Origin of the sequence: Bacillus cereus group sp. BfR-BA-01309 (assembly GCF_022664315.1) — a bacterium.
Taxonomy (GTDB): Bacteria; Bacillota; Bacilli; order Bacillales; family Bacillaceae_G; genus Bacillus_A; species Bacillus_A mobilis.
In genome coordinates, this window is sequence record NZ_JAKUHE010000008.1 from 162332 (window position 1) to 184208 (window position 21877).

Here is a 21877-nt window from a genome sequence, read left to right on the forward strand (position 1 = left end):
AAGTTTTTAAGTAATTTTAATAGCCTACTATCAGTTAAATTGATAGTAGGCTTTTGTATTTTAGAGGATAAGATTCAATGATTTTATTATGACAAAACAGTAAATGTTTTAACATTTACTTATACGATAACGGGCCTTATTTACTCTGTTACAAAAGAAATCACACAAAGCGTTCTGTTTCTTTGTTACTCATTTTTATATACCGCAAACCATTTTGTTATTCAATAATGCCAATTTCTAGAGCCTTTTGAATAGCTTCTTCTTTGTTACGGACTCCTAACTTTGTATAAGCTGTGGAAGCATAATTTCTGACTGTGCCACTCGATAAATATAATCTTGATGCTATGGTAGTGTATCGAAGTCCTTTTGCTACTAGCTGCAATATTTCTATCTCCCTAGCTGTTAGCTCATAAGCGGTTGCTTTTGATTGTGGTGTCTCTTTTGGCTCATCAAACTTCTCAAATATTTTGTGAGACATTCCCTGATCAATTAGTGTCCCACCTTTGTGAATAAGTCGGATCGTATTAGCTAGCTCCAACGTTTCAATAGATTTAAGTAAAAAACCATCCGCACCGTTGCGAAGTGATTCCAACGCCTGTTTGGTATCTTGAAACGTTGTAAAAATCAATACGCGGATATGTGGCCATTGTTGCTTAATCTTTTTGGTTGCTTCGATTCCATCCATGTGCTGCATATCTAAATCCATAAGTATAACATGGGGTTGAAGGCGCCCACACAAATCGATGGCTTGATTGCCATCCTCAGCCAAACCGACTACATTTAAATCTTCATATCTATCGAGTAATGTCCTCAAACTTTCCCGAACAAATGGCTGATCGTCTACAATTAACAAACGAATAAGTCCATCTTTTATTTCAGTTTGTCGCGGTATGGTGCATGTAACAAGCATTCCTTCCTCTGGCTTTGTATATACAGACAAATGACCTTGCAAGTTCATTGCCCGTTCTTTCATCGCATTCATACCGAAGCCTTCCTGCCATTCTACATTTCCTTTTCCATTATCTTGAACTTCTAACCTCGTATATTGTTGTTCAAACTGCAATGAAACTATAATTTCAGTCCCTTGACCATGACGTACTGCATTCGTAAGGGACTCCTGTAAGCAACGAACGAATGCGATCTTCGCTTGCCGAGATAGTTGATATTCCTCTCCGAATGTCCTAAAACTTACATTTACCTGAGCGTGCTCCTGAAATTCGGCTCCAAGATTTTGTAGAGATTGAATTAAGGAAGGCGATTGACACGGAGAATCCATTTGATGTAGGTAACCTCTCACGTCCTCAATACTTTTACGTCCCATTTCAAGCAGAGAATCTAGCCTCTGTATACCCATCTCAGTAGCAAGTTCGGTACGCAACGTTTCCATTCCCATAATAATAGAAGTATAAGCGTGACCAACTGTATCATGAAGCTCACTCGACAGTCTGTTCCGTTCTTCTGCCAGTGTAATGCGTTCAATCTGAGACATATATTGCTCAAGTACCGCGTTTTGTTTACGAATTACTTCATTTTGCTTATGATTGGCGATTAATAAATGAAAAGCGAATCCCATTACATAAGCGAATCCATAGTAGGTGACCATAGTCCAATAGCTATTACTTGGCGCAACCGCATAGAAAATTCCAGTTGTTATAAAAACTGTTGTTGGAGCTGTCCAATAATAGGACAAATGCTTACTATTTACAGCAATCAGAAAAACCGATATAAGAAATGTAACGTTAGCTCCCGGAAATAAAGAAGTTAAATATATACATTGTCCACCATATAGCAGTATTTCTGTGAACAAGTAATATTTATAATTGAATAGTAAGGCTACCCATGGAACAGAGAAGGCAATAATTTCCCAAAGAATAATAATCCAAAGTGGCAATGTTAACCCATCCTGAAAACTTAATGTAGCTAGGATGATAGACACACTAGTAAGTAGACGTATCCCTAACATAATCCAATCGTACCAAAACCAATACTTAACCATATCTAACAAGTCATTTACCCCCTAAGTAGCCTACCTTTTTACTTCCTATATTATAAATTAATCCTTCATACATTGTTATACTTTTTAATTTTACACTGCAATTCTCTCACAAAAGTCAAACTTCTATCGATTTAGTTGCCGAATCATGCTACGTGTATAACCCCCAAGTTTCTTAGTCAAACGATCTACTATTTTAATACTTATGGCGGTAAATACTATACCTATAAGCATTACAAAGAGTGACTTGGAAAACGTATCTATCTGTATGAAAATAATATTCATTTCGATGTAGCGATACAGTAGTGGTGTCAACAGGAACATAAGTGGCATTACATAAAAAATGATTGCACTAATGAGACTGAAAATACCAATCACTAATTTCTGCATTAACCAAAAGACAGCGGACCAAGTACGACGATCTGTAAGCGCTAATTTCACCTGAGCCCAGTTTGATGTATCCATTTTTATACTTCTATCGTAAGTGTCGGTCGAAATATCTGCATAAATTTTCGTCTGTATGCGTTCGAATTGGATAAAAGGTGTAGTAGTCTGTAGTACACGTATAATTAGTGGAATCCCAATTACCGTAAATGAAAGGGTGAAGCTGAATAGCAGAGCTATTAGATAAAAACAAAAATAAAACAACCCTGTAACGAAAGTTAGTAATAAAAAATAACCATTCTGGATGAATCTTGATTTCATAAAGTTCTCGCTCCTATCTATGTAATAACCGAATTGTACTGCTTTTTTTGTCATTCTCACTAGTGTAAAAGTGTCATATGACATTTCTAAATGATGCTAAAAAGGGGAGAGTAACCTACTTCTGGTTAAAAAAGATGCTTATATGAATCACCATAAAACAATCCCGTTCTTGCAGATGCAAGAACGGGATTGTTGTGTACTTTTATTTAATATGAGATGGACTTGTTTTTCGAATATGAAACATAATATCAAATTGCTCAAGCAATGACGTATCAAAGTATGCCAATTGGTTCGGTAAGAGTCGTGCCCCTATACTTAGTAATGGTCTTTTTGTTTTAACCCATTTTTCTGCCGGTCCTTTAAGGTGACGGTTATCCAATAAAAACATTTTATATGGTACTTTTCCAAGGGTATAATTGAAACTATTTACATCTTGTGGAATCGGATCTGTTATAATCTTATCTCCGGTGTCGTTGTATAAGGTGAAATTCCCCTCCGTAGTTGTACTGCCAATTGTGACATAATTATTGTCTAAACGTTCCTTCAAATTATGCCCGGCAACATAAGGGTATAATTCCTCATCGAAAATTCCTTTAGCTATATGAACATTGTGTCCCCATACCATCGTTTTACCACCCAATGTCTCTTGTGCCCACATTACATGATCGGCCAGGTATTGCTCATGTAGCTTTAACATACTTGGATAGTCGTTAGGAATTAGCATTGTTGTATATTTCTCTATTGCACTTGCCGTTGCTTTCGCCCAGATGTACTCGGGTGAAGCTATTTCTGTGTTGGCTTGCCCATTCTCATCTTTTAGTAATTGGGCTACTCTCTCAGCGTTTGCTTTGAACCTTTCCTTTATTTCAGGAGCAAGGTCCATATATTCCTGTAAACCTCCATTAAAAGCCGACAATTCTTTATAATTTTCTTCTACTTCTGCCAGCAAATCTGGTCGATGCAGTCTTACATAATCAATTACTTTATTAAAGCAGCCTTGGTCCAACTCCTTTAAGTCGAGCCCAATAAATTGGATCTTTTTTTTATTGGATGGATCAGCATTATAATCTTTCATCCACTCAATCATGGCTATAATTTCATCAGTAGGATATAAATAATTTAAAAATTCCCTAGGGTTTCCTTTTCCTGTTTGGATATATTCATTTAGTTTTAAGCCGTTTCCCCAATCTTCTTCCATTGTGAAATTTGTAAAACCCATCTCAGTAACCAAATATTTCACAAGGCGAAACTTCATAGTAAAAATTTCAGAGCTTCCATGAGTATTCTCTCCTAATCCTACATATTGTGCGCTCCCAATCATTTTCTTAAGTGGTTTTAAATCCTCAAATGATTTTGACGGCTCTATCGTTTTTAATGGGTAAGCCTGTGATTGTATGGATTTAACTATATTTTTTTGGATTGATTGACCTGAATTTTCGACTGCTACTGTTTGAGCCTTTCCTACTTCTACACATCCTGTGACTAATAAAGCTGTACTAACCATTGCAATTATGCTTTTCTTATTCATTTTTTCCACCTCAATTGAATTATTTGTAAAAGCAAGATTGATTCATTGTACTTGCACGAATCAATTGCCTTAATTCAATTGTTATCTATCCCATATCATATTTTCTAGTTACATATTGTCATAAGGTTAATTGACACAGGTCATAGACTAATCATTACATTTTTGTACTATCGGTTATGACAACTTATAAATAATAATTGCATGGATGAGTCGTAAGTAAGACTAGACTATAAATTTGGGAGGGATTTTAAAGATGAATGAATCTGTATACAAAAATATTTTTATTCCAAGTTGTGTCTGTAGAAATGACAAGAAGTAAATTTGATAAACAAGTGAATTATAGGGGAAGGGCGGATTACAATGATATTACACGCAAAATCGTTCCATAATAAAGATAAAATCCAACGTGCTAAAATAGGACTTCAACTTTTTCTGAGTATCTTAATCATTACTTCTATTATTTTAAATGTAGTAGTAATAATTACGGAAAGTAGGCCGCTTATTGTGGTATATATGTTTACCCCAGCATTATCTTCTATTTTGACTCGCATAATACTGAAAGAAGGGTTTAAAGATGTATCTTTTAGTCTCGGTAACTTAAAGATATGGAAGGGGATTGGTTTTGCTCTGCTAATCCCTATGATTATTTGTGGAATTACGTATTCTATCGCCTGGTTGAGTGGAATTGCAGGGTTTCAGTATCCCGAAGGTGGTATGATGTTAGAACCGATCTACAATATGCTTGGGCTTCAGTATGTAACGGCACCAGTCAGCTTCATTTATCTAGTAGTATTGAGCGGCATTTTCGGAAGTTTGCTTAACTTAATCCCAGTTTTGGGAGAAGAAATGGGTTGGCGAGGTTATATGCTCACAAGGCTAGTCGATGCAGAGTTTTCACGGCCCATCCTTATTAGTGGATTGATTTGGGCAACGTGGCATGTTCCAATAGTTATTGCTGGTCTATATGTAGCGGGACCATCTGTCGTTCTTTCAGTACTTGGTATCTATCTTTGTATTGTACCATTCGGTTATATTATAGCTTATTTACGACTTATCACAGGTAGCATTTGGCCTTCGGTTATCATCCATGCTACTTGGAATGCCATTATTCAAGGACCTTTCGCACGTGCAAGTACAGGGTATCAAACTGAGATTTGGATTGGAGAATCTGGCTTGATAACCGCTATTATTATATTAATTACTGCAATAATTACGTCTCGAATAGTAAATTCCACGAAATAGCATATGGATGTGTTGTAAATTCAATTAGTGAAATATGACGAGGCGAAATAAGATGCTCCTAAAAATATTAGAAAAATATAGTTAACTCATGCATTCATAATTAGGCAGATGTTATATGTGAATACGATTGAGGTGCAATTATGAATATCCAAAGAAATGAAAGAACTACGAATGAAGTAAATGTAAAAGTAATACAAACAAAAAGCGAATATAGATAAAATTTTTTTGATACATTTATGAGTATAAAAATTTATTTATACGAAAAATAGAATTTAATTAGGCCGTTAGAAGGAAGGCGACAATTTCAATTGTATAAGGACAAAAAAAGGAGCGGAAATAAGCTCCTTTTTTATTTACCTTACTATTTTTAGGAGGTTAGTATGAATAAGGTGTGAATAAAGGATGAATAGCATTTTTATGGATGGAAATTCCACTCTTTTTTTATATGGAATATATGTGAAACGTTGTATAAAATAAGCAGGTATGTCAAAAATAATAGGAGGAAAGATGTGAAGAGAAATAAGAGTTTAGTAAGTTTTTTAGGAGTGTGTATGATGTTGTTTTCTTTTTGTTTCCAAGGAAATGTACAGGCAGATATGAATACTGTTCAATCTGGAAAAATAAAGTCAGGAAACGTAACGGTATGGGAAGTTGGAAATGTATCGAAAGTATTAGCAGATGTGAATCGCTTAAATTTAAATACAGTAAATGTACCGATTCAAATTGATATTCCGAATGTTACTTCTACTAATATGGTAATTAATCAAGCGCAAAAGAAAAAGGCTATTATTTTAATTCAAGAATTATTAAAGCGTAATATTCAAGTTATAGTGGAACCGTTCCCGTATATTCAGCAAGGAAATGTTGGGGAAACGGAATGGAATCCGAGTAATATGAATGATTTCTTCTGGAATTGGAAAACGGTTATTCTACAAGACATCTTTAATTCGATTACAAGTAAATACAATGTGTATGGAGTCAAGATTGCCTCTAATTTCGTGAATATGGAATATGCAGAGGGATACTGGAGCGATACGATTGATTTTGTTCGTAAGCAGTATAAAGGAAATGTTTTGTATCAAATGAATTGGTGGTTAACAGCAAGTTGGGATCTTTCGTATGAAGCGAAGTTTAAAGAGAAAATCAATCGTCCGTATTTAAAAAAAGTGGATATTGTAAGTATCGATAGTTGGTTTGAAGTTTCAGGGAAAAGAAATCCAACATACGAAGAAGTAAAGAAAAGTTTATTTGCGACGACAGTGTATAATCGTGGGCAAAATGTTGTGCAGCAATTGGAACAATTACATAAAGCAACGGGAAAACCCGTTTATTTTGGTGGATTTAACGTTCCGGCGCGTGAGCTTGGATTACAAAATCCGTGGAATCCAGATGTTTCAAATGTGTTTTCAAAAGATGTACAACGAAATGGATGGCGTGCTTACCGAGAAGTATTAGAAACGAAACCGTATTTTAAAGGTTTTTCTATTTGGTTTATCGGCTCTCATAATAGTACGCATGCATATCAAATACATAGTAAAGAAGCAGAAACAATTATACATGGCTGGTACCGAAAATAATTTTAATTAAATAGGTAAGTTTTGAATTTTACCACATATATTTCTAGTGAAAGGCCTTTCACCATCTTATCACCTAGGGGGCAATCATAATGAAATTTTTGTCTTACCTTACAGTAATTTTGGTGATTCTTGGCGGTTTGAATTGGTTATTTGTGGCGTTAGATTACAATGTAGTTGAGAAATGGTTTGGTTCAATGCCGGCGCTTGTGGACACTATTTATTGGCTCTTTGGTCTTTCTGCTATTTATCAAATTTTTGATCGGTTCTTTACGAACAATTAGCTATCATTCTTTTACTATTAAAGTGTTAAGTACGATTATGTACTTAACACTTTTTTGTATGTGTATAAAAAATAGTTTGCACATGCAAGCGATTCCATTGCGTCTTGCGCCGTAATAATAGAAAACAAATTGACCATATATTATATTTTAGGTTATAATTCAGAAAGTTTAAAAAATAACAAAATGAGAAATAGGGAGGTTATTAGGGTGATGGAGAGAGTATATAATTTTTCAGCTGGACCATCAATACTCCCTTTGCCAGTTTTAGAGAAAGTGCAAAAGGAGCTTGTAAATTATAACGGGACAGGCATGTCTATTATGGAAATGAGTCATCGATCTTCTTATTTTCAAAGTATTATAGATGAAGCGAGTAATCTACTTCGTGAATTAATGAGCATTCCGGATGAGTATGAAGTACTATTTTTACAAGGCGGTGCGTCATTACAATTTTCTATGATACCGTTAAACTTAATGAATACGTATAAAAAAGCAGGGTACGTATTGACTGGCTCATGGTCTAAAAAGGCGCTGCAAGAAGCTGAAAAAGTAGGGGAAGTACAAGCGATTGCTTCTTCTGAAAAAGAAAAGTTTACTACAATTCCTAAACTGGATGGTTTACTGAGTGATGAAAAACTAGATTATGTACATATTACAACGAACAATACAATTGAGGGAACGAAATATGTGGACATTCCACATTTAGATAAAGTACCGCTCGTTGCGGATATGTCCTCGAATATTTTATCAGAACAATATGATGTTACGAAGTTCGGTCTTATATATGCGGGAGCACAAAAGAATTTAGGGCCAGCGGGCTTAACGATTGCGATTATAAAAAGAGATTTAATTGGGGGAGCGGATCGCTCTTGTCCTACGATGTTAAACTATGAAACTTACAGCAAAAATAACTCCTTATATAATACACCGCCAACCTTTAGTATTTACGTAACGAAACTTGTACTAGAGTGGTTGAAAGAGCAAGGCGGGGTATCTACGATTGAAGAACAGAATAGAATGAAATCTTCACTTCTTTACAATTTCTTAGATGAATCAAAATTGTTTACTTCACCAGTTGATCTTGCATATCGATCACTTATGAACATTCCGTTTACAACACCATCAGAAGAGCTGAACAATGAGTTTTTACAAAAAGCGAAAGAACGCGGCCTTGTTACGTTAAAAGGACATCGCTCAGTCGGTGGTATGCGTGCAAGTATTTACAATGCGATGCCAGTACACGGCGTACAGCAATTAGTAAATTATATGAAGGAATTTGAGCTTGAGAATAGATAGGGAGATGGGGATATGTTTCGTGTTCAAACGTTAAATCAAATTGCGGAAAAAGGTTTGCAAGTACTTAGCGGAGATCGTTATGAAGTAGGGGATAGAATGGACCACCCAGATGGTATTTTACTTCGCAGCTATTCTTTACATCAAGAAGATTTTTCAAAAGACTTAAAGGCGATTGCAAGAGCTGGTGCAGGTGTAAATAATATTCCTGTCGAGCGATGTACGGAAAAAGGGATTGTCGTATTTAATACACCAGGAGCGAATGCTAATGCAGTAAAGGAACTTATTATCGCCAGCCTTATTATGTCTTCACGTAACATTATTAACGGAGTAAGCTGGACGAAAAATTTAGAAGGTGAAGAAGTACCGCAGCTTGTGGAATCTGGAAAAAAACAATTTGTCGGATCAGAAATTGCAGGGAAACGTCTAGGTGTTATCGGCCTTGGCGCAATCGGTGCTCTAGTTGCGAACGATGCGCTAGCTTTAGGGATGGACGTTGTCGGATATGATCCTTACATTTCAGTTGAAACTGCATGGCGCCTTTCTACACATGTGCAAAGAGCATTTAGTTTAGATGAAATTTTCGCAACGTGTGATTATATTACACTGCATATTCCACTTACGAATCAAACGAAGGGAATTATTGGTGAACACGCTGTAGAAAAGATGAAGAAAGGTATGCGTTTATTCAATTTCTCAAGAGGAGAACTTGTAGATGAAAAAGTTCTTCAAAAAGCGTTAGAAGAAGAGGTTATTGCACATTACGTAACAGACTTCCCGAATGAAAATGTGATAAAGATGAAAAATGTAACAGCGACGCCTCACCTTGGTGCATCTACATCTGAATCGGAAGAAAATTGTGCGATCATGGCAGCGCGCCAATTACGTGAATATTTAGAGACAGGAAATATTCGTAATTCAGTCAACTATCCAAACGTAGAATTACCGTATATCGGAAAGAAACGAATTACGATTATGCATCAAAACGTTCCGAACATGGTAGGACAAATTACAGGATGTTTAGCAGAGCATCATATTAATATTGCCGATATGATTAATCGCAGTAAACATTCTTGGGCGTACACAATGATTGATATTGATAACGGAATTGATGATATAATAAAAGAGAATATAGTGGAAAATATAAGCAAAATTACAGGTGTTGTAGCCGTTCGAATGATTGTGTAAAGGAGAGAGGGAATTGGCAAAAATCCGACCGTTTCGGGCCATTCGTCCAGTAGAAGAAAAAGCAGCGGAAGTTGCAGCTTTACCGTATGACGTATTAAATAGTGAAGAAGCAAGAGAGGTTGTAAAAGGGAATCCGTATTCTTTCTTACACGTTGATAAAGCAGAAATTGATTTAGATCCGGCACTTTCGCCGTACGATGATCGTGTATATGAAAAAGCCGGTGAAAATTTAAATCGATTTATACGAGAAGAAGTATTCATTCAAGACGAAGAGCCAGCGCTCTACATTTATGAACTGACGATGCAAGGAAGAACGCAGTCAGGCCTTGTCGTTTGTACATCTATTGATGAGTATGAAGATGATACAATTAAAAAACATGAAAGAACGCGTCATGAAAAAGAGCTAGATCGCATTCGTCACGTAGATGTGTGTGACGCGAATACAGGTCCTATCTTTTTAACATATCGTACAAAAGAAGAGATAAAGCGTTTCATTGCTAGCTGGAAAGAAGAACATGCGCCAATCTATACATTTACAGCAGAAGACGGAGTTAGGCATGTTGCGTGGAAAATAGCTGATGAAGAAGTAATTGCAAGTTTAGTAAACTTATTTGAAGATATTCCTAATTTGTACATTGCGGATGGGCATCACCGCTCAGCATCAGCGGCAAAAGTTGGGCTCATGCGAAGAGAACAATATCCGAATTACACAGGAGAAGAAGAGTTTAATTTCTTCCTATCTGTTTTATTCCCTCACGATGAATTATCCATTTGGGACTATAACCGAGTTGTAAAAGATTTAAACGGCTTATCAGAAGAACAGTTTTTAAAACAAATCACGCAATACTTTTATGTAGAAGAAGCATCACTTTCACCGTATAAACCAAATGAGCCAAAAACATTTGGTATGTATGTAAATGAGAAGTGGTATAAGCTTACAGTGAAAGAGGAAACGTTTGATGCGAATGATCTCGTTAAAGGTTTAGATGTATCTATTCTGCAAGATCATTTATTAAGCCAAGTACTTGAAATACATGACCCGCGATCTGATTCACGTATCGATTTTGTCGGAGGAATCCGCGGATTGGAAGAACTAGAAAGCCTTGTAAAGAGCGGTGAATATAAAGCAGCATTCGCATTATATCCGACATCAATGGAAGCTTTATTAGCAATCGCAGACGCTGGAGAAGTTATGCCACCAAAATCAACGTGGTTTGAACCGAAACTGCGCAGCGGGTTGTTTGTACATTCATTAAAGTAAATAGACTTCTTTAGATTGAAAAACCGAAATGATTATAGTTTCGGTTTTTCTTATGTTAAAAGTGTTTTTGAGGAGGGATAGGGATGAAATTACAAGTAGGCGAAAAAATCACCTTCGAGCGAACTTTTACGAAAGAGGATGTTGTTTTATTTACAGAAGTATCGAAAGATGAAGGTGTTCATCATGTTACACCAGATGAGCAGGGGAGATTTGTTGTACAAGGGCTGTTAACATCAACGCTGCCTACAAAAATTGGCGGTGACTATAACGTACTAGCTCGCAAGATGGATTTTGAATTTTTACGTCCTGTTTTTAGCGGTGATACAATTCGTTGTGACGTAACCATTGAACAATTTGAACCCGATGAAAAACATCGTACAAAAATTATTGCGATGTTTATATGTAGGAACCAACTTGAAAAGGAAGTTATGAAGGGGAGTTTTTCGGGGATTATTCTTTAATTGATAGGAAAAGTAATGAATAGGTGGGGGCCATGTCACTTGGGATTAGGTTTTTAATTCCACTATAACGAAAATGATATGCACTGCTGCATACTGATAATATACTCTGTTATTTCTTATTTTGAATAAGCTCGTCAACAAAAAGGACATTCCTAGTATTACAAGAAATGTCCTTTCCACTAAATTATAAGGTATTTAGCTAACATTTAAACTCTAAAATTAGTTTACTAGTTTGGCCTGTAAACTGATAATGATAGGATCCTCTCAGGTTTTCTAAGTTACCGGTAGCTTTAATAATTGTTCCTGGGGAATCTAAATTTCCTTTATCAAATATTCCTTGCTCTATAGCTGTAAATGTCCCTTGTTGCCCCTTATAAACTCCTTCAAAGTGTAAAAATCCAGAAATTTTAGCAGTAGCTAAGTGACCATCATTTATATTGGAGTCTAAATAATATAATAAGTATTCAACAAAAGCTTTTCCTTTTAATTCACCATCAATATCATATTCGACATGTGCAATATTAATAGGGAAATCTTTTTTAGTATCATCGATAGGTTTTTCATCCCATTTACTTACCGTAAATGTTACTTCCATACACGTAATCTCCCTTCAATTATAAACTTTTAAAAAGTATCCATTCACAGTCATATCTCATGAGAGTGTTTTTATTCATTCCACGCCACTCTCTAAAATAGAGAAAGACCCATTTTCAAAATCAATTTCTGCCATCACGCCGTAAGGTAAAATAAACTTCGGTTCAGTATGGCCAAAATTTAAATTATAAAGAATCGGCAAATCTTCTAAGTTATGTTCTTTCATAACTTGCAGTATTTCATGTTTATATTCTTCATAATACATTTCGTCTTTTGGTTTACCAAAAATGATTCCTTTTGCTTTTTGGAGAATGCCTTGCGCTGCGTAATTTCGTAACCAATACTTTATATAGCTTGGTTCTGGATGGTCTTCAGAAGTTTCAAAGAAAAGGATGCTATTCTCCCAATGTTTTTTCTCAGGCCAAAGCTCCGTTCCTTTTGCAAATTCCAGTACTTCTATACAACCACCAATTAAGCGTCCTTGTACAGTCGTAGAGCCTTGAAGTAGCTCATATCCTTTGTTTTGTTGCATCGTACGCCTTGTATCCTTATTGACCTCGATCCATTCTAAACGCTCACTCGTCCATTCAGGAGCTGGTTGAATTTCGCCAATCGTTTCATTTGAAAAGAGAGTTCGCTTTACCATTTCAACCGTATATGGATTCATCTCTATATTTTCAGCGAAATCAGTTAAAATGGCTGGACCGTAAAAAGAGGAAATTCCTGCTTTATGACAAAATAAGTGTGAAACGGTAACGTCAGAGTAGCCCATAAAAATTTTCGGGTTTTCACGTATTACATTAAAATCTATAAAGGGAAGCAAGCGAATGCTATCTTCACCGCCAATATTCGCAATAATTGCTTTCACGCGCGTATCTTGAAATGCTTTCATTAAATCTTCTGCACGAGCCTGTGGGTTGCTATAAATGAATTCGCTACCTTTTAAACTATTCGGCATTGGAACAACGGTAAGACCGAAAACTTCTTCTAATCTCTTTACTCCTTGATCATATCGCCATCGTATCTCAGAATCACCTGCGCCTCCCCACGAAGGACTTACTGTTGCCACGATATCACCTGGCTGTAATCTGTTTGGTTTCTTTAACATGTTAACTCCGCTCCCACATAATGTAATGGACTACGACTATACAAACTGTAGTATTGAAAAATATGATGCATGACATTAGTTTCTTCATCATCAATCTGTTTACCTGCTGTGATTCAAGGATTTAGCATGCGTGTTGAATATATTTAAAAGTTACAGTATGCAACATTGTATGAGAAAGCTGGTTGCTATTTTCTGCAATGTGTAACTGCAATTATTACAAGTTGGTCGTATTCAATCCAAAAATAAAATCATCATGAATGGAGAGGTTACAGCTTTTCCTAAACAAGAAAGCTATCGCCTTTAGGCATCGGAGTGTCATTAAAGATCGTAATGTTCGTGGTGCTAAAGTGTCTGAAGTATAGGTAGTTTATTCGATTTTTTTGTTGGGATTTTTAGGGGAGTATTCTTTAATTATTAGATAGAGAGGTAAAATAAAAAATACACCTAATTACTAGGTGTATTTTTTAGACTTGAAAACCACATATGTATTGGGAATTTTTCTACGGCAGAGTGTATCACAATAGAAATCATGTATATACGTAATATTCGTTACATCAAATGGTTTCCTTGTAAATATATGAAAATGGTAAACAAAATAGATTTCAATTTGGGTAACTTAAATACTTGTACCAATTTCAGAATTAGCAGGAGCGCCGCCAGTATGGCCATGAGCTTCAACTTTTGGAGCAGGGAAATGTGCATGCCCTTCTTGTTTAGGAGCCCCACCAGTGTCACCGATGTTTAATGCAGGAGCGCCGCCAGTATGGCCCTCAGAAAAAGAAGGAGCTGGTGGAGACGGGAAGTGAGTATGTCCAGCTTGATTTGTGAAACCTGCGTTTAAGCCAAATGTAGTAATACCTGTAAATGCAATACCTACAGCGATTTTACCAATTGTTTTTTTCATTTCTTTAACCCTCTTTCATTTGATTTTTTTGCTATTGTACTATTAAAGAAGTATAAACTTGCTTTTTCATGTTGTTGTTTGTTATAAAACGCAAGAGCTAGTTTTTCAAGATACTCAGAAACATAGATATATAAAGATTCTTTATTGAAGTATTCAATTCCTTCTAAAACAATCGGTTCAATTTTGTCTAATTCAGTTTGATTCGTGAAAGCTTCTAGTATAGCAAAGTGATGTTTGTGCTCTTCATTACCAAGTTCAGAAATAAGTTGTTTTCCTATTTTAATGTAGTGGTTTGCTTTGTCGATAAGTCCTAATTTTTCATGTTCTTGTGCAAGTAAGAATATAGCTTTGTAGTGAGATGGGATTTTTTCAACAACTTGTGTCAAGTGACGGATCGCTTCTTCAGAAAGATTCTGGCTAGCATATAGATGACCTAGATTACCGCGCACATACAGTTGTAATGATTCTTCATTTAATTTTTGGAGAATATCTAACGCTTTGTTATAGCTTTCCTCAGCTTGTTCAAAATGTCCTACGTCTACATAAGAAGCACCAAGTACACTTAAACAGGAAGAAATATTTCTATCACATCCGTGTTGCGTTTCAAAAAATTCTAATGCTTTAGAAGCATTTACAATCGCAAAACTTGGTTGTTGTTGGTGACAATGATAAGCAGCGTATCGGTAATAGAAATCAGCTTGTTCAATTTGACTGTGTCCGGATAAAAGTGCCTGTGCTTTTAAGAAATATTCTTCCGCTTCTTGATAATGATTAATTGCTGCAAAATAAATCGCTTTATAATAATGATATAGATAAGATAAATGTTTATCTTCTGGTTTTTCTTGGTCTTCTATGATTTGAAAACTATCTTTCGTGATTGATAGTCCATCTGTCAGAGCTGTATGTCGGAACTGGAGTAATGCGTAATATAAATGATAAAGTGGAAATGTTTCTGTTTCTTTCAATAGCATTTCTTCATGTTCTTTTTTAGCTTCTTGAAATTGAATTTGTGCTTCCTTAACGTTTTGCGTTAAGATTGCATGGTACCAAGCTTCTAAATGTTTTGTTGTATATGTATGCCCCTTTAATGAAATGTTCATATTAGCCCCCTTGTATATTTTTCTATATAATTGTAACTATAATGGTAACACAATAAAAAGTAATTATATGGAATTTTTTGTTGATAAATAATATTCTGATTTTTTAAAACTTGTAAATCCATGTGTTTTTATAGTTTTGCCTATGTTTTTGGGGGGAAGGGATCAGAATTGACTATAGAATCTTAATAAAATGATGTCACATGTACAGTATTAAAATAAAAGTTGAGAAAGTATGCATGAGGTGTCAATAGGATGAAAAAATAAACCGCCTAGCTATGTAGCTAGGCGGTTTATGTTAAATAGTTTCACCGTGAGCTTCTAGTTTTGGAGCAGGGAAATGTTCGTGCCCCTCAAGTTTCGGAGCAGGAGTATCCCCATGAGCATCTAATTTCGGAGCAGGAGTATCCCCATGAGCATCTAATTTCGGAGCAGGAGTATCCCCATGCCCCTCAAGTTTCGGAGCAGGAGTATCCCCATGCCCCTCAAGTTTCGGAGCAGGAGTATCAGCATGGCTCTCAAATTTCGGAGTCGGCGTATCACCAACATTTAAAGCAGGAGCGCCAGTATTACCATGCGCTTCTAACGTAGGAGCAAAGAAGTCAGCGTGACTCTCTTTTTTAGGAGCCATTCCTTCTCCATGAGTATTTGTATAAGAAGGAGCCCAAGTATCTCCTTTATTATATGATGAAATAGGAGGTCTTCCATGATCATAAGCAGGAGCCCATGAATCTCCATGTGAATCTAATTTAGGAGCAGGAGTATCACCAACATTTAAAGCAGGAGCGCCACCGTAGTCCCCATGGCTTTCTAATTTTGGAGCAAAAGTTTCACCATGCTCCGCTTTTACAACGCCGCCATCTCCAATATTTACACCCAAAAGACCAAAGCTAAACACTGATAACCCTACAACAGCTGTACTAATTTTTCTTTTCAATCTATCTCTCTCCTTTTGCTATGGTTTTCCATTTTGTCTAAACGTGGTAGATAAAATGAAATGAATCGTAAAAAATTTCCAATTATATTACGATATACGAATAATTCTGTGTAATATTTTGTAAAACCTCCTTGAAATTTGAATTTTATGAAAATAAAATTCGACATGGTTCATTTTTCAACTAGTTGAATAAATTTTGATTGAGTTTTTATAAAGCTATTTGTTAACCTTAGGACCGAAAGTAGTTCTTAATTTCTTTATACCGTGGTCATAAGGTTATTTTAGCTTTGAATTAAATTAAAGCTCTCTTGCTGTATATTTCAAAGTTACAGTATGCAACATTGCATAAGAAAGATGGTTGCTATTTTCTACAACCTGTAACTATAATAGTTACAGGTTGGTCGTATCCAATCAAAAAATATAATCATCATGAATGGAGAGGTTACATATGGGTATGAAAAAATTAATTTTAGCAGGTGCTTTAGGGATCGCAGCATTATCAGGAACGAATTTACCAGGATTCGAACTGTCAAAAGTGAGTGCGGCTTCTATTGAGTCGAACTTCTCGACGTTAGAAGGACGAGTAATAGAAGTAGATAAAGGTGTGATTGTTGTAAAATCTAAGCAATATGAAGAGCCTGTTAGTGTATACGTGGATACTTTCTCAAATGTGAAAGTAGGGGATGAGGTTAAAGCTACTGGATCTATGATGCGTAATTTCACGGAATACATGATTGCAAATACAGTTGAAAATACTTCAAATAAATTAGGTATGCACATGAAAGAAGACGACTCTCCTGATTATGTGATTGGGGAAGTATCAAAAGTAGGATCGATGGTAGAGGAGGGAAACGGTTCTACTAAATATGTCGTAGTTGAGTATCCATCACTAAACGGGAAGAAAGTTATCATTGATGTTTTTTTAACGAAGGGACAAGTATTTCATACGGGTGAGACAGTGAAAATTGATATGAAGTATGTGGGCTGGGGTGGAAGTTCTATTAACTGGAACACAACGGATCATATTGAAAAAGTATATGAGGTAAAGAGCAACGTTGAAAATAATGATGATGTTTGGATCTGGTCTTAATTAGATTCTTATAAAAATGTATCATGCAGTACCCATCGAATGATCATATGTATGACAATTCGATGGGTACTTTTTGTTTTGTGTTTTTTGAGAATAATGGATTTTCGATTAGAATATGATGTTAATACTGGAGTGAAGGTGAAAACATACAATAGGGAATGAGGTGTTTAAGGATGGAGCAAGATGAGGTTTATTTACGAGCTAAAAAAAGGGTCGAGAATTTAAAAGCTTTTTACATTCATTTAACGGTTTATATACTAGTGAACGTAATGCTGTTTATTATAAATATAATCTCTGATTCAAGTAAATTATGGTTTTTATATCCACTTGCAGGTTGGGGGATCGGTATCGTTATACATGGTTTGACAACTTTTCCAGTTGGGATATTCGGAAAAGAGTGGGAAGAACGAAAGATTAAAGAATATATGGAGAAAGATAAGTGAATTTATTACTGGAATGTATGAATATAAAATTTTATATAAATCTCTATGATTACACGCTTGATGCGAAGTTTATTCTATAGCTTCGCCTATTTGCTTTGTATTCAAATTTTGCGCGAGTGAGAGTGTTTATATTCATTTTTTAGGCTGAATGGCTTGTGAAATCAAAACTTTATTTGTAGTACATAATAAATACAGTTGTTTTACTTTTTTAATTACTTGTGGATGTAGGATGAAGTTGATTTATTACCCTATATTAAAATAAAAATAAACCACTGTTCGATTTGAATATTCCACGATATAATGGTGAGAGTTTATGACAGAATAAATATTTACATAAGAAGTGAGGTACTGTATGAAAAAAAGAACGACAGACATTATTTTTATTATTATCGGTGCATTTCTTTTTGCGTTAGGTGTTAATTTGTTTGTTATCCCGAATGAGTTTGGTGAGGGTGGGGTAACAGGTATCACGATTATTACGTACTATTTATTTGAATGGTCACCGGGCTTAGTTAACTTAATTTTAAATTCGATTTTGTTAATAGCCGGTTATAAGTTTTTAAATAAGATTACAACAATTTATACGATTATCGCTGTAGTTACAAACTCGCTATTTCTTCATTTGACAGAAGGCTGGACGATTGCTTCGGATGAAATGCTCGTAAATGCCATTTTCGGAGGAATATTTATTGGATGCGGGATTGGTCTTATTATTCGCGTTGGCGGAACAACTGCTGGTACTACCATCTTAGCAAGGATGACGCATAAATATTTAGGTTGGAGCATTAGCTACGGTTTACTGTTCTTCGATTTAATCGTTGCGTTTTCATCGTATTTCATCATTGGTGCAGAAAAACTGATGATAACAATTATTATGCTATATGTAGCAACGAAAGTGATGGAATTTGTAATTGAAGGTTTAAATCCGAAGAAGGCTATTACGATTATTTCTGATAACCCGAATGAAATTGCCGGGAAGGTTACTACCTTAATGGGCAGAGGGGTTACCGTGTACTCAGGTCATGGCTATTACACGAAAACGCCGAAGGAAATTCTTTATGTTGTTATTAATAAGCAAGAAGTAGTGAAGCTAAAACGGATTGTTCAAACTACGGATCCAGCTGCGTTTATCGCTATACACGATGTTCGTGACGTATTTGGAGAAGGATTCGTTGATATTTCTAAAGCTTAGAACTTATTTTTCATTAAAATAATCTTAATACTAAAACGTAAGAATCTATTTTGAATAATCTTTTTTCAAAATAGATTCTTTTTCTTTTTCTTGCAAAAAAACCAATTGTTTCTTAATGTAAGAAATGTAGAAGGATGAACAAGAGAGGGTTTAATGAAGATGATACATATTTTATTAGCTGATGATGATAAGCATATTAGAGAGTTGTTGCATTACCATTTACAAAAAGAGGGGTTCAAAGTTTTTGAAGCAGAAGATGGAAAGGTAGCGCAAAGCGTTTTAGAAAAAGAAAATATTCATCTTGCGATAGTAGACATTATGATGCCGTTTGTTGATGGCTATACGTTATGTGAGGAAATCCGGAAGTATCATGATATACCGGTTATTTTATTAACTGCGAAAGATCAGTTAGTTGATAAAGAAAAAGGATTCATTTCTGGTACGGACGATTATATTGTAAAACCGTTTGAGCCAGCTGAAGTTATTTTCCGTATGAAAGCATTACTACGTCGTTATCAAATGCTGAGTGCTGATATTATTACACTGCACGGTACGACAATTGATCGAAAAGGCTTTGAAGTGAAGTGTAACGGTCAAACAATTCTGCTTCCATTAAAAGAATTTGAATTGTTATCGCAACTGGCTAGTTATCCTGGAAGAACATTTTCAAGAGAAGAATTAATTGAATTAGTATGGGGAATGGATTTTGAAGGAGATGAACGAACAGTTGATGTTCATGTGAAACGACTACGAGATCGTTTCTCAAAACGAACGGATGATTTTCAAATTACGACAGTACGCGGACTCGGTTATAAGTTGGAGTTGAAATAAAATGAAATCATTATACTCTAGATTTGTTTTTATGACGGTTGGGATCATGCTACTTAGTAGTATGATCGGTTTTTTATTAACAAATGTGTACTATCAAGTGAAGTTAAAACCGTATAACAGTGAAAAGATTTTAATGTACGCGGAAGAAGTTAAAGCGTTATATGAAAAACAAAGTGAAGAAAATAAAGAGGCGTACTTACAGTCTATTGCGAAATTAGGATATGAAATTTACATTGTAGATGACAAAAAGAATGGAAAGCGTATCGGTAATGCGTTTCGTAAAACGTCTATTAGTGATGATACTGTTCATAAAGTGTTGCAAGGGGAAACGTTTAACGGCGTTTCCACATATCCAACGCGCCTCTTTATTACAGGGTTTTTCGATAATGAATTAATTAATAGTGTCGGTGTACCAGTGCAACACAGTGATAAACAGTACGCTTTATTTATTCGTCCTGACATTCAGAACCAATTTGGCGAGATGCGAATTTTTCTAGCGGTATTACTCGGTTTCATCGTTGTATTAAGTATCATTTTTATAGCGATTGCAGCAGGTTATATCGTTCGTCCGATTCGTACATTTACGAAAGCGACGCAAAAGATTGCAAATGGTGAATATGATATCGAATTAGATGAAAATCGAAAAGATGAAATTGGTACATTAGCAACTAATTTTCAAAAGATGACGAAAAGTATTAAAGAATTAGATGAGATGAGACAAGAATTCGTTTCAAACGTTTCTCACGAATTCCAATCGCCGCTTTCTTCCATTCAAGGATTCTCGAAAACGTTACAGTCAGAAGAGATGAGTGCGGAAGAAAGAAACCATTACTTACAAATTATTGAGGGCGAAAGTAAGCGAATGTCTAGTTTATGTAAACAGTTACTTACGCTAGCTTCACTAGATAAAGAAGAGAAAGTATTACAAATAAAAGAATTCAATTTGCAGAAGCAAATTAAAGACGTTATTTTTATGCTCGAGTGGAAATGGCGTGAAAAAGATATCGCCGTTGAATTTGATGTGCCGGACATTACAATACAAGGTGATGAAAACTTACTTCATCAAGTATGGAGTAACATCTTTACGAATAGCATTAAGTTTTCAAACGACGGTGGAACGATTGAATTTGTTGTAGAAGAATTAGAATCAAGTGTGATGATCTCTATATCAGACAACGGAATTGGTATGGAAAGAGAAGAAATGGACCGTATATTTGATCGTTTTTACAAAGTAGATACAGCTAGGGCAAGAAACGTAGAAGGCAGCGGTTTAGGGTTATCGATTGTACAGAAGATTGTGGAACTGCATCAGGGGAACGTTTCAGTGTATAGCATGAAAGGGGAAGGGACTACTGTTCAGGTGGAGCTTCCGAAATAGATGCAGGGAAGAGATCATTTGGAATGGTCTCTTTTTTTGTTCGTTAGTCTACGTGTAAAGTGAAAAAATGGGAGTCATTTTCATTACATAATCGGACGAGTTTGTGGATTGGGAACAGGAGGAAGTTTATTTAAAAATGTAGAATCTCTACAGAGTTAGAAGGATTGTATTAAAACTTGAACCGTGTAGGGGGGGAAATTACTTTGAAACGAACTGACTTGTTATTAAACGTACTAGATTCAACATTCGATAAAGAGAGTTGGTATGCACCGTTTAAACATGCTATAGAAGGACTTACAGCCGAACAGGCTATGTGGAAACCATCTGGTGAGGCAACGAATACCATTTGGGAGAGCGTTAATCATCTCATTTATTACAAAGAGAGGCTTGCTGCAAACTTGGAAGGCCATGAATGGACACATTATCTTGACGGTAATGACACTTTTTATCTTACTAAGCAATCTAATAATGACACGGAATGGAAGGAAGTCGTTGAACGTTCTGAAAGTGCTCAGCGTAATTTAAGACAGGTATTAAGCGCAATTTCCGAAAAAGAGCTTGAACAAAATTCACTTGAGGGGAAATTATTAGACATCATGCTTCATGATGCTTATCATACAGGCCAAATTATTCAATTAAGGAAAATGCAGGGGTCTTGGCCATCAAATCGTTAATTGAACGTTATAGTTGGTGCTATTGTTATATTTTTAGTGAAGTACTGTACATTCAAAATTAAATAACTACAAACATAACCCCGTCCTATATTTAGAACGGGGT

At 35.6% G+C, this 21877-nt stretch carries 21 protein-coding genes; 13 read left to right on the plus strand and 8 right to left on the minus strand.

The features are described from left to right. Positions 1-217: 217 nt before the first annotated feature. The 3 genes from MR115_RS16915 to MR115_RS16925 all read right to left on the minus strand — a co-directional run bounded on the left by MR115_RS16915 (position 218) and on the right by MR115_RS16925 (position 4226). Positions 218-2005, minus strand: coding sequence for a helix-turn-helix transcriptional regulator (locus MR115_RS16915; RefSeq protein ID WP_242242057.1), 1788 nt, complete (start codon positions 2003-2005; stop codon positions 218-220). Between the two features lie 114 nt (positions 2006-2119). Next, a complete protein-coding gene (locus tag MR115_RS16920; RefSeq protein WP_242242058.1) occupies positions 2120-2698 on the minus strand; it encodes a sensor domain-containing protein in 579 nt (192 codons plus the stop codon). Between the two features lie 202 nt (positions 2699-2900). Continuing rightward, complete coding sequence (locus tag MR115_RS16925; RefSeq protein ID WP_242242059.1) at positions 2901-4226, minus strand: erythromycin esterase family protein; 1326 nt, start codon at positions 4224-4226, stop codon at positions 2901-2903. 360 nt (positions 4227-4586) lie between these two features. On the opposite strand from MR115_RS16925, the gene MR115_RS16930 reads away from it, so the two are divergent. The 7 genes from MR115_RS16930 to MR115_RS16960 all read left to right on the plus strand — a co-directional run bounded on the left by MR115_RS16930 (position 4587) and on the right by MR115_RS16960 (position 11526). Further along, on the plus strand, positions 4587-5468 hold the full coding sequence (locus MR115_RS16930; protein ID WP_242242060.1) for a CPBP family intramembrane glutamic endopeptidase: 882 nt from the start codon (positions 4587-4589) through the stop codon (positions 5466-5468). Positions 5469-5977: 509 nt separating this feature from the next. After that, positions 5978-7045, plus strand: a complete 1068-nt coding sequence (locus tag MR115_RS16935) for a glycoside hydrolase family 113 (protein ID WP_242242061.1) — start codon at positions 5978-5980, stop codon at positions 7043-7045. 89 nt (positions 7046-7134) lie between these two features. Beyond that, a complete protein-coding gene (locus MR115_RS16940) occupies positions 7135-7326 on the plus strand; it encodes a DUF378 domain-containing protein (protein ID WP_000670802.1) in 192 nt (63 codons plus the stop codon). Positions 7327-7536: 210 nt separating this feature from the next. After that, complete coding sequence (gene serC, locus MR115_RS16945; RefSeq protein ID WP_242242154.1) at positions 7537-8619, plus strand: 3-phosphoserine/phosphohydroxythreonine transaminase; 1083 nt, start codon at positions 7537-7539, stop codon at positions 8617-8619. 12 nt (positions 8620-8631) lie between these two features. Beyond that, positions 8632-9804 (plus strand): 3-phosphoglycerate dehydrogenase family protein, encoded by a 1173-nt coding sequence (locus tag MR115_RS16950; RefSeq protein WP_132132949.1) that lies wholly within the window; start codon positions 8632-8634, stop codon positions 9802-9804. A 13-nt stretch (positions 9805-9817) separates the two neighbouring features. Further along, positions 9818-11065, plus strand: a complete 1248-nt coding sequence (locus MR115_RS16955; protein ID WP_242242062.1) for a DUF1015 domain-containing protein — start codon at positions 9818-9820, stop codon at positions 11063-11065. Positions 11066-11148: 83 nt separating this feature from the next. Then, on the plus strand, positions 11149-11526 hold the full coding sequence (locus MR115_RS16960) for a hotdog family protein (protein ID WP_002033079.1): 378 nt from the start codon (positions 11149-11151) through the stop codon (positions 11524-11526). A gap of 199 nt (positions 11527-11725) precedes the next feature. Here the strand turns inward: MR115_RS16960 and MR115_RS16965 are convergent, their stop codons facing one another. The 5 genes from MR115_RS16965 to MR115_RS16985 form a co-directional block, all read right to left on the minus strand. Next, a complete protein-coding gene (locus MR115_RS16965; RefSeq protein ID WP_132132943.1) occupies positions 11726-12121 on the minus strand; it encodes a DUF3224 domain-containing protein in 396 nt (131 codons plus the stop codon). Positions 12122-12196: 75 nt separating this feature from the next. Next, positions 12197-13228, minus strand: coding sequence for a S66 family peptidase (locus MR115_RS16970; RefSeq protein ID WP_242242063.1), 1032 nt, complete (start codon positions 13226-13228; stop codon positions 12197-12199). 616 nt (positions 13229-13844) lie between these two features. Then, positions 13845-14132 (minus strand): hypothetical protein, encoded by a 288-nt coding sequence (locus tag MR115_RS16975; RefSeq protein ID WP_242242064.1) that lies wholly within the window; start codon positions 14130-14132, stop codon positions 13845-13847. Beyond that, entirely contained in the window at positions 14129-15232 is a 1104-nt protein-coding gene (locus tag MR115_RS16980; RefSeq protein ID WP_242242065.1) for a tetratricopeptide repeat protein, read from the minus strand. Before MR115_RS16980 ends, MR115_RS16975 begins: the two co-directional genes overlap by 4 nt. 295 nt (positions 15233-15527) lie before the next feature. Then, positions 15528-16166 (minus strand): hypothetical protein, encoded by a 639-nt coding sequence (locus tag MR115_RS16985; RefSeq protein ID WP_242242066.1) that lies wholly within the window; start codon positions 16164-16166, stop codon positions 15528-15530. A 448-nt stretch (positions 16167-16614) separates the two neighbouring features. On the opposite strand from MR115_RS16985, the gene MR115_RS16990 reads away from it, so the two are divergent. From MR115_RS16990 to MR115_RS17015, 6 genes are all read left to right on the plus strand, one after another. Beyond that, positions 16615-17256, plus strand: a complete 642-nt coding sequence (locus MR115_RS16990; RefSeq protein ID WP_242242067.1) for a hypothetical protein — start codon at positions 16615-16617, stop codon at positions 17254-17256. 173 nt (positions 17257-17429) lie between these two features. Further along, entirely contained in the window at positions 17430-17699 is a 270-nt protein-coding gene (locus MR115_RS16995) for a 2TM domain-containing protein (protein ID WP_098144526.1), read from the plus strand. A 352-nt stretch (positions 17700-18051) separates the two neighbouring features. Further along, positions 18052-18891, plus strand: a complete 840-nt coding sequence (locus tag MR115_RS17000) for a YitT family protein (RefSeq protein ID WP_242242068.1) — start codon at positions 18052-18054, stop codon at positions 18889-18891. Positions 18892-19044: 153 nt separating this feature from the next. Further along, entirely contained in the window at positions 19045-19722 is a 678-nt protein-coding gene (locus MR115_RS17005; protein ID WP_088029662.1) for a response regulator transcription factor, read from the plus strand. Position 19723: 1 nt separating this feature from the next. Continuing rightward, the gene (locus tag MR115_RS17010) at positions 19724-21100 is read left to right on the plus strand and encodes a sensor histidine kinase (protein ID WP_242242069.1); all 1377 of its coding nucleotides are present in this window, start codon (positions 19724-19726) and stop codon (positions 21098-21100) included. A 203-nt stretch (positions 21101-21303) separates the two neighbouring features. Continuing rightward, a complete protein-coding gene (locus MR115_RS17015) occupies positions 21304-21774 on the plus strand; it encodes a DinB family protein (protein WP_242242155.1) in 471 nt (156 codons plus the stop codon). Positions 21775-21877 lie beyond the last annotated feature (103 nt).

Bases quoted from the DNA above. Each gene is read 5' to 3' on its own strand.
- MR115_RS17010 (WP_242242069.1), top strand. From the start codon at position 19,724: ATGAAATCATTATACTCTAGATTTGTTTTTATGACGGTTGGGATCATG.
- MR115_RS16980 (WP_242242065.1), bottom strand. From the start codon at position 15,232: ATGAACATTTCATTAAAGGGGCATACATATACAACAAAACATTTAGAA.
- MR115_RS16940 (WP_000670802.1), top strand. From the start codon at position 7,135: ATGAAATTTTTGTCTTACCTTACAGTAATTTTGGTGATTCTTGGCGGT.
- MR115_RS16925 (WP_242242059.1), bottom strand. From the start codon at position 4,226: ATGAATAAGAAAAGCATAATTGCAATGGTTAGTACAGCTTTATTAGTC.
- MR115_RS17005 (WP_088029662.1), top strand. From the start codon at position 19,045: ATGAAGATGATACATATTTTATTAGCTGATGATGATAAGCATATTAGA.
- MR115_RS16970 (WP_242242063.1), bottom strand. From the start codon at position 13,228: ATGTTAAAGAAACCAAACAGATTACAGCCAGGTGATATCGTGGCAACA.
- MR115_RS16995 (WP_098144526.1), top strand. From the start codon at position 17,430: ATGGAGCAAGATGAGGTTTATTTACGAGCTAAAAAAAGGGTCGAGAAT.
- MR115_RS16965 (WP_132132943.1), bottom strand. From the start codon at position 12,121: ATGGAAGTAACATTTACGGTAAGTAAATGGGATGAAAAACCTATCGAT.
- MR115_RS17000 (WP_242242068.1), top strand. From the start codon at position 18,052: ATGAAAAAAAGAACGACAGACATTATTTTTATTATTATCGGTGCATTT.
- MR115_RS16930 (WP_242242060.1), top strand. From the start codon at position 4,587: ATGATATTACACGCAAAATCGTTCCATAATAAAGATAAAATCCAACGT.
- MR115_RS16960 (WP_002033079.1), top strand. From the start codon at position 11,149: ATGAAATTACAAGTAGGCGAAAAAATCACCTTCGAGCGAACTTTTACG.
- MR115_RS16990 (WP_242242067.1), top strand. From the start codon at position 16,615: ATGGGTATGAAAAAATTAATTTTAGCAGGTGCTTTAGGGATCGCAGCA.
- serC (WP_242242154.1), top strand. From the start codon at position 7,537: ATGGAGAGAGTATATAATTTTTCAGCTGGACCATCAATACTCCCTTTG.
- MR115_RS16950 (WP_132132949.1), top strand. From the start codon at position 8,632: ATGTTTCGTGTTCAAACGTTAAATCAAATTGCGGAAAAAGGTTTGCAA.
- MR115_RS16920 (WP_242242058.1), bottom strand. From the start codon at position 2,698: ATGAAATCAAGATTCATCCAGAATGGTTATTTTTTATTACTAACTTTC.
- MR115_RS16975 (WP_242242064.1), bottom strand. From the start codon at position 14,132: ATGAAAAAAACAATTGGTAAAATCGCTGTAGGTATTGCATTTACAGGT.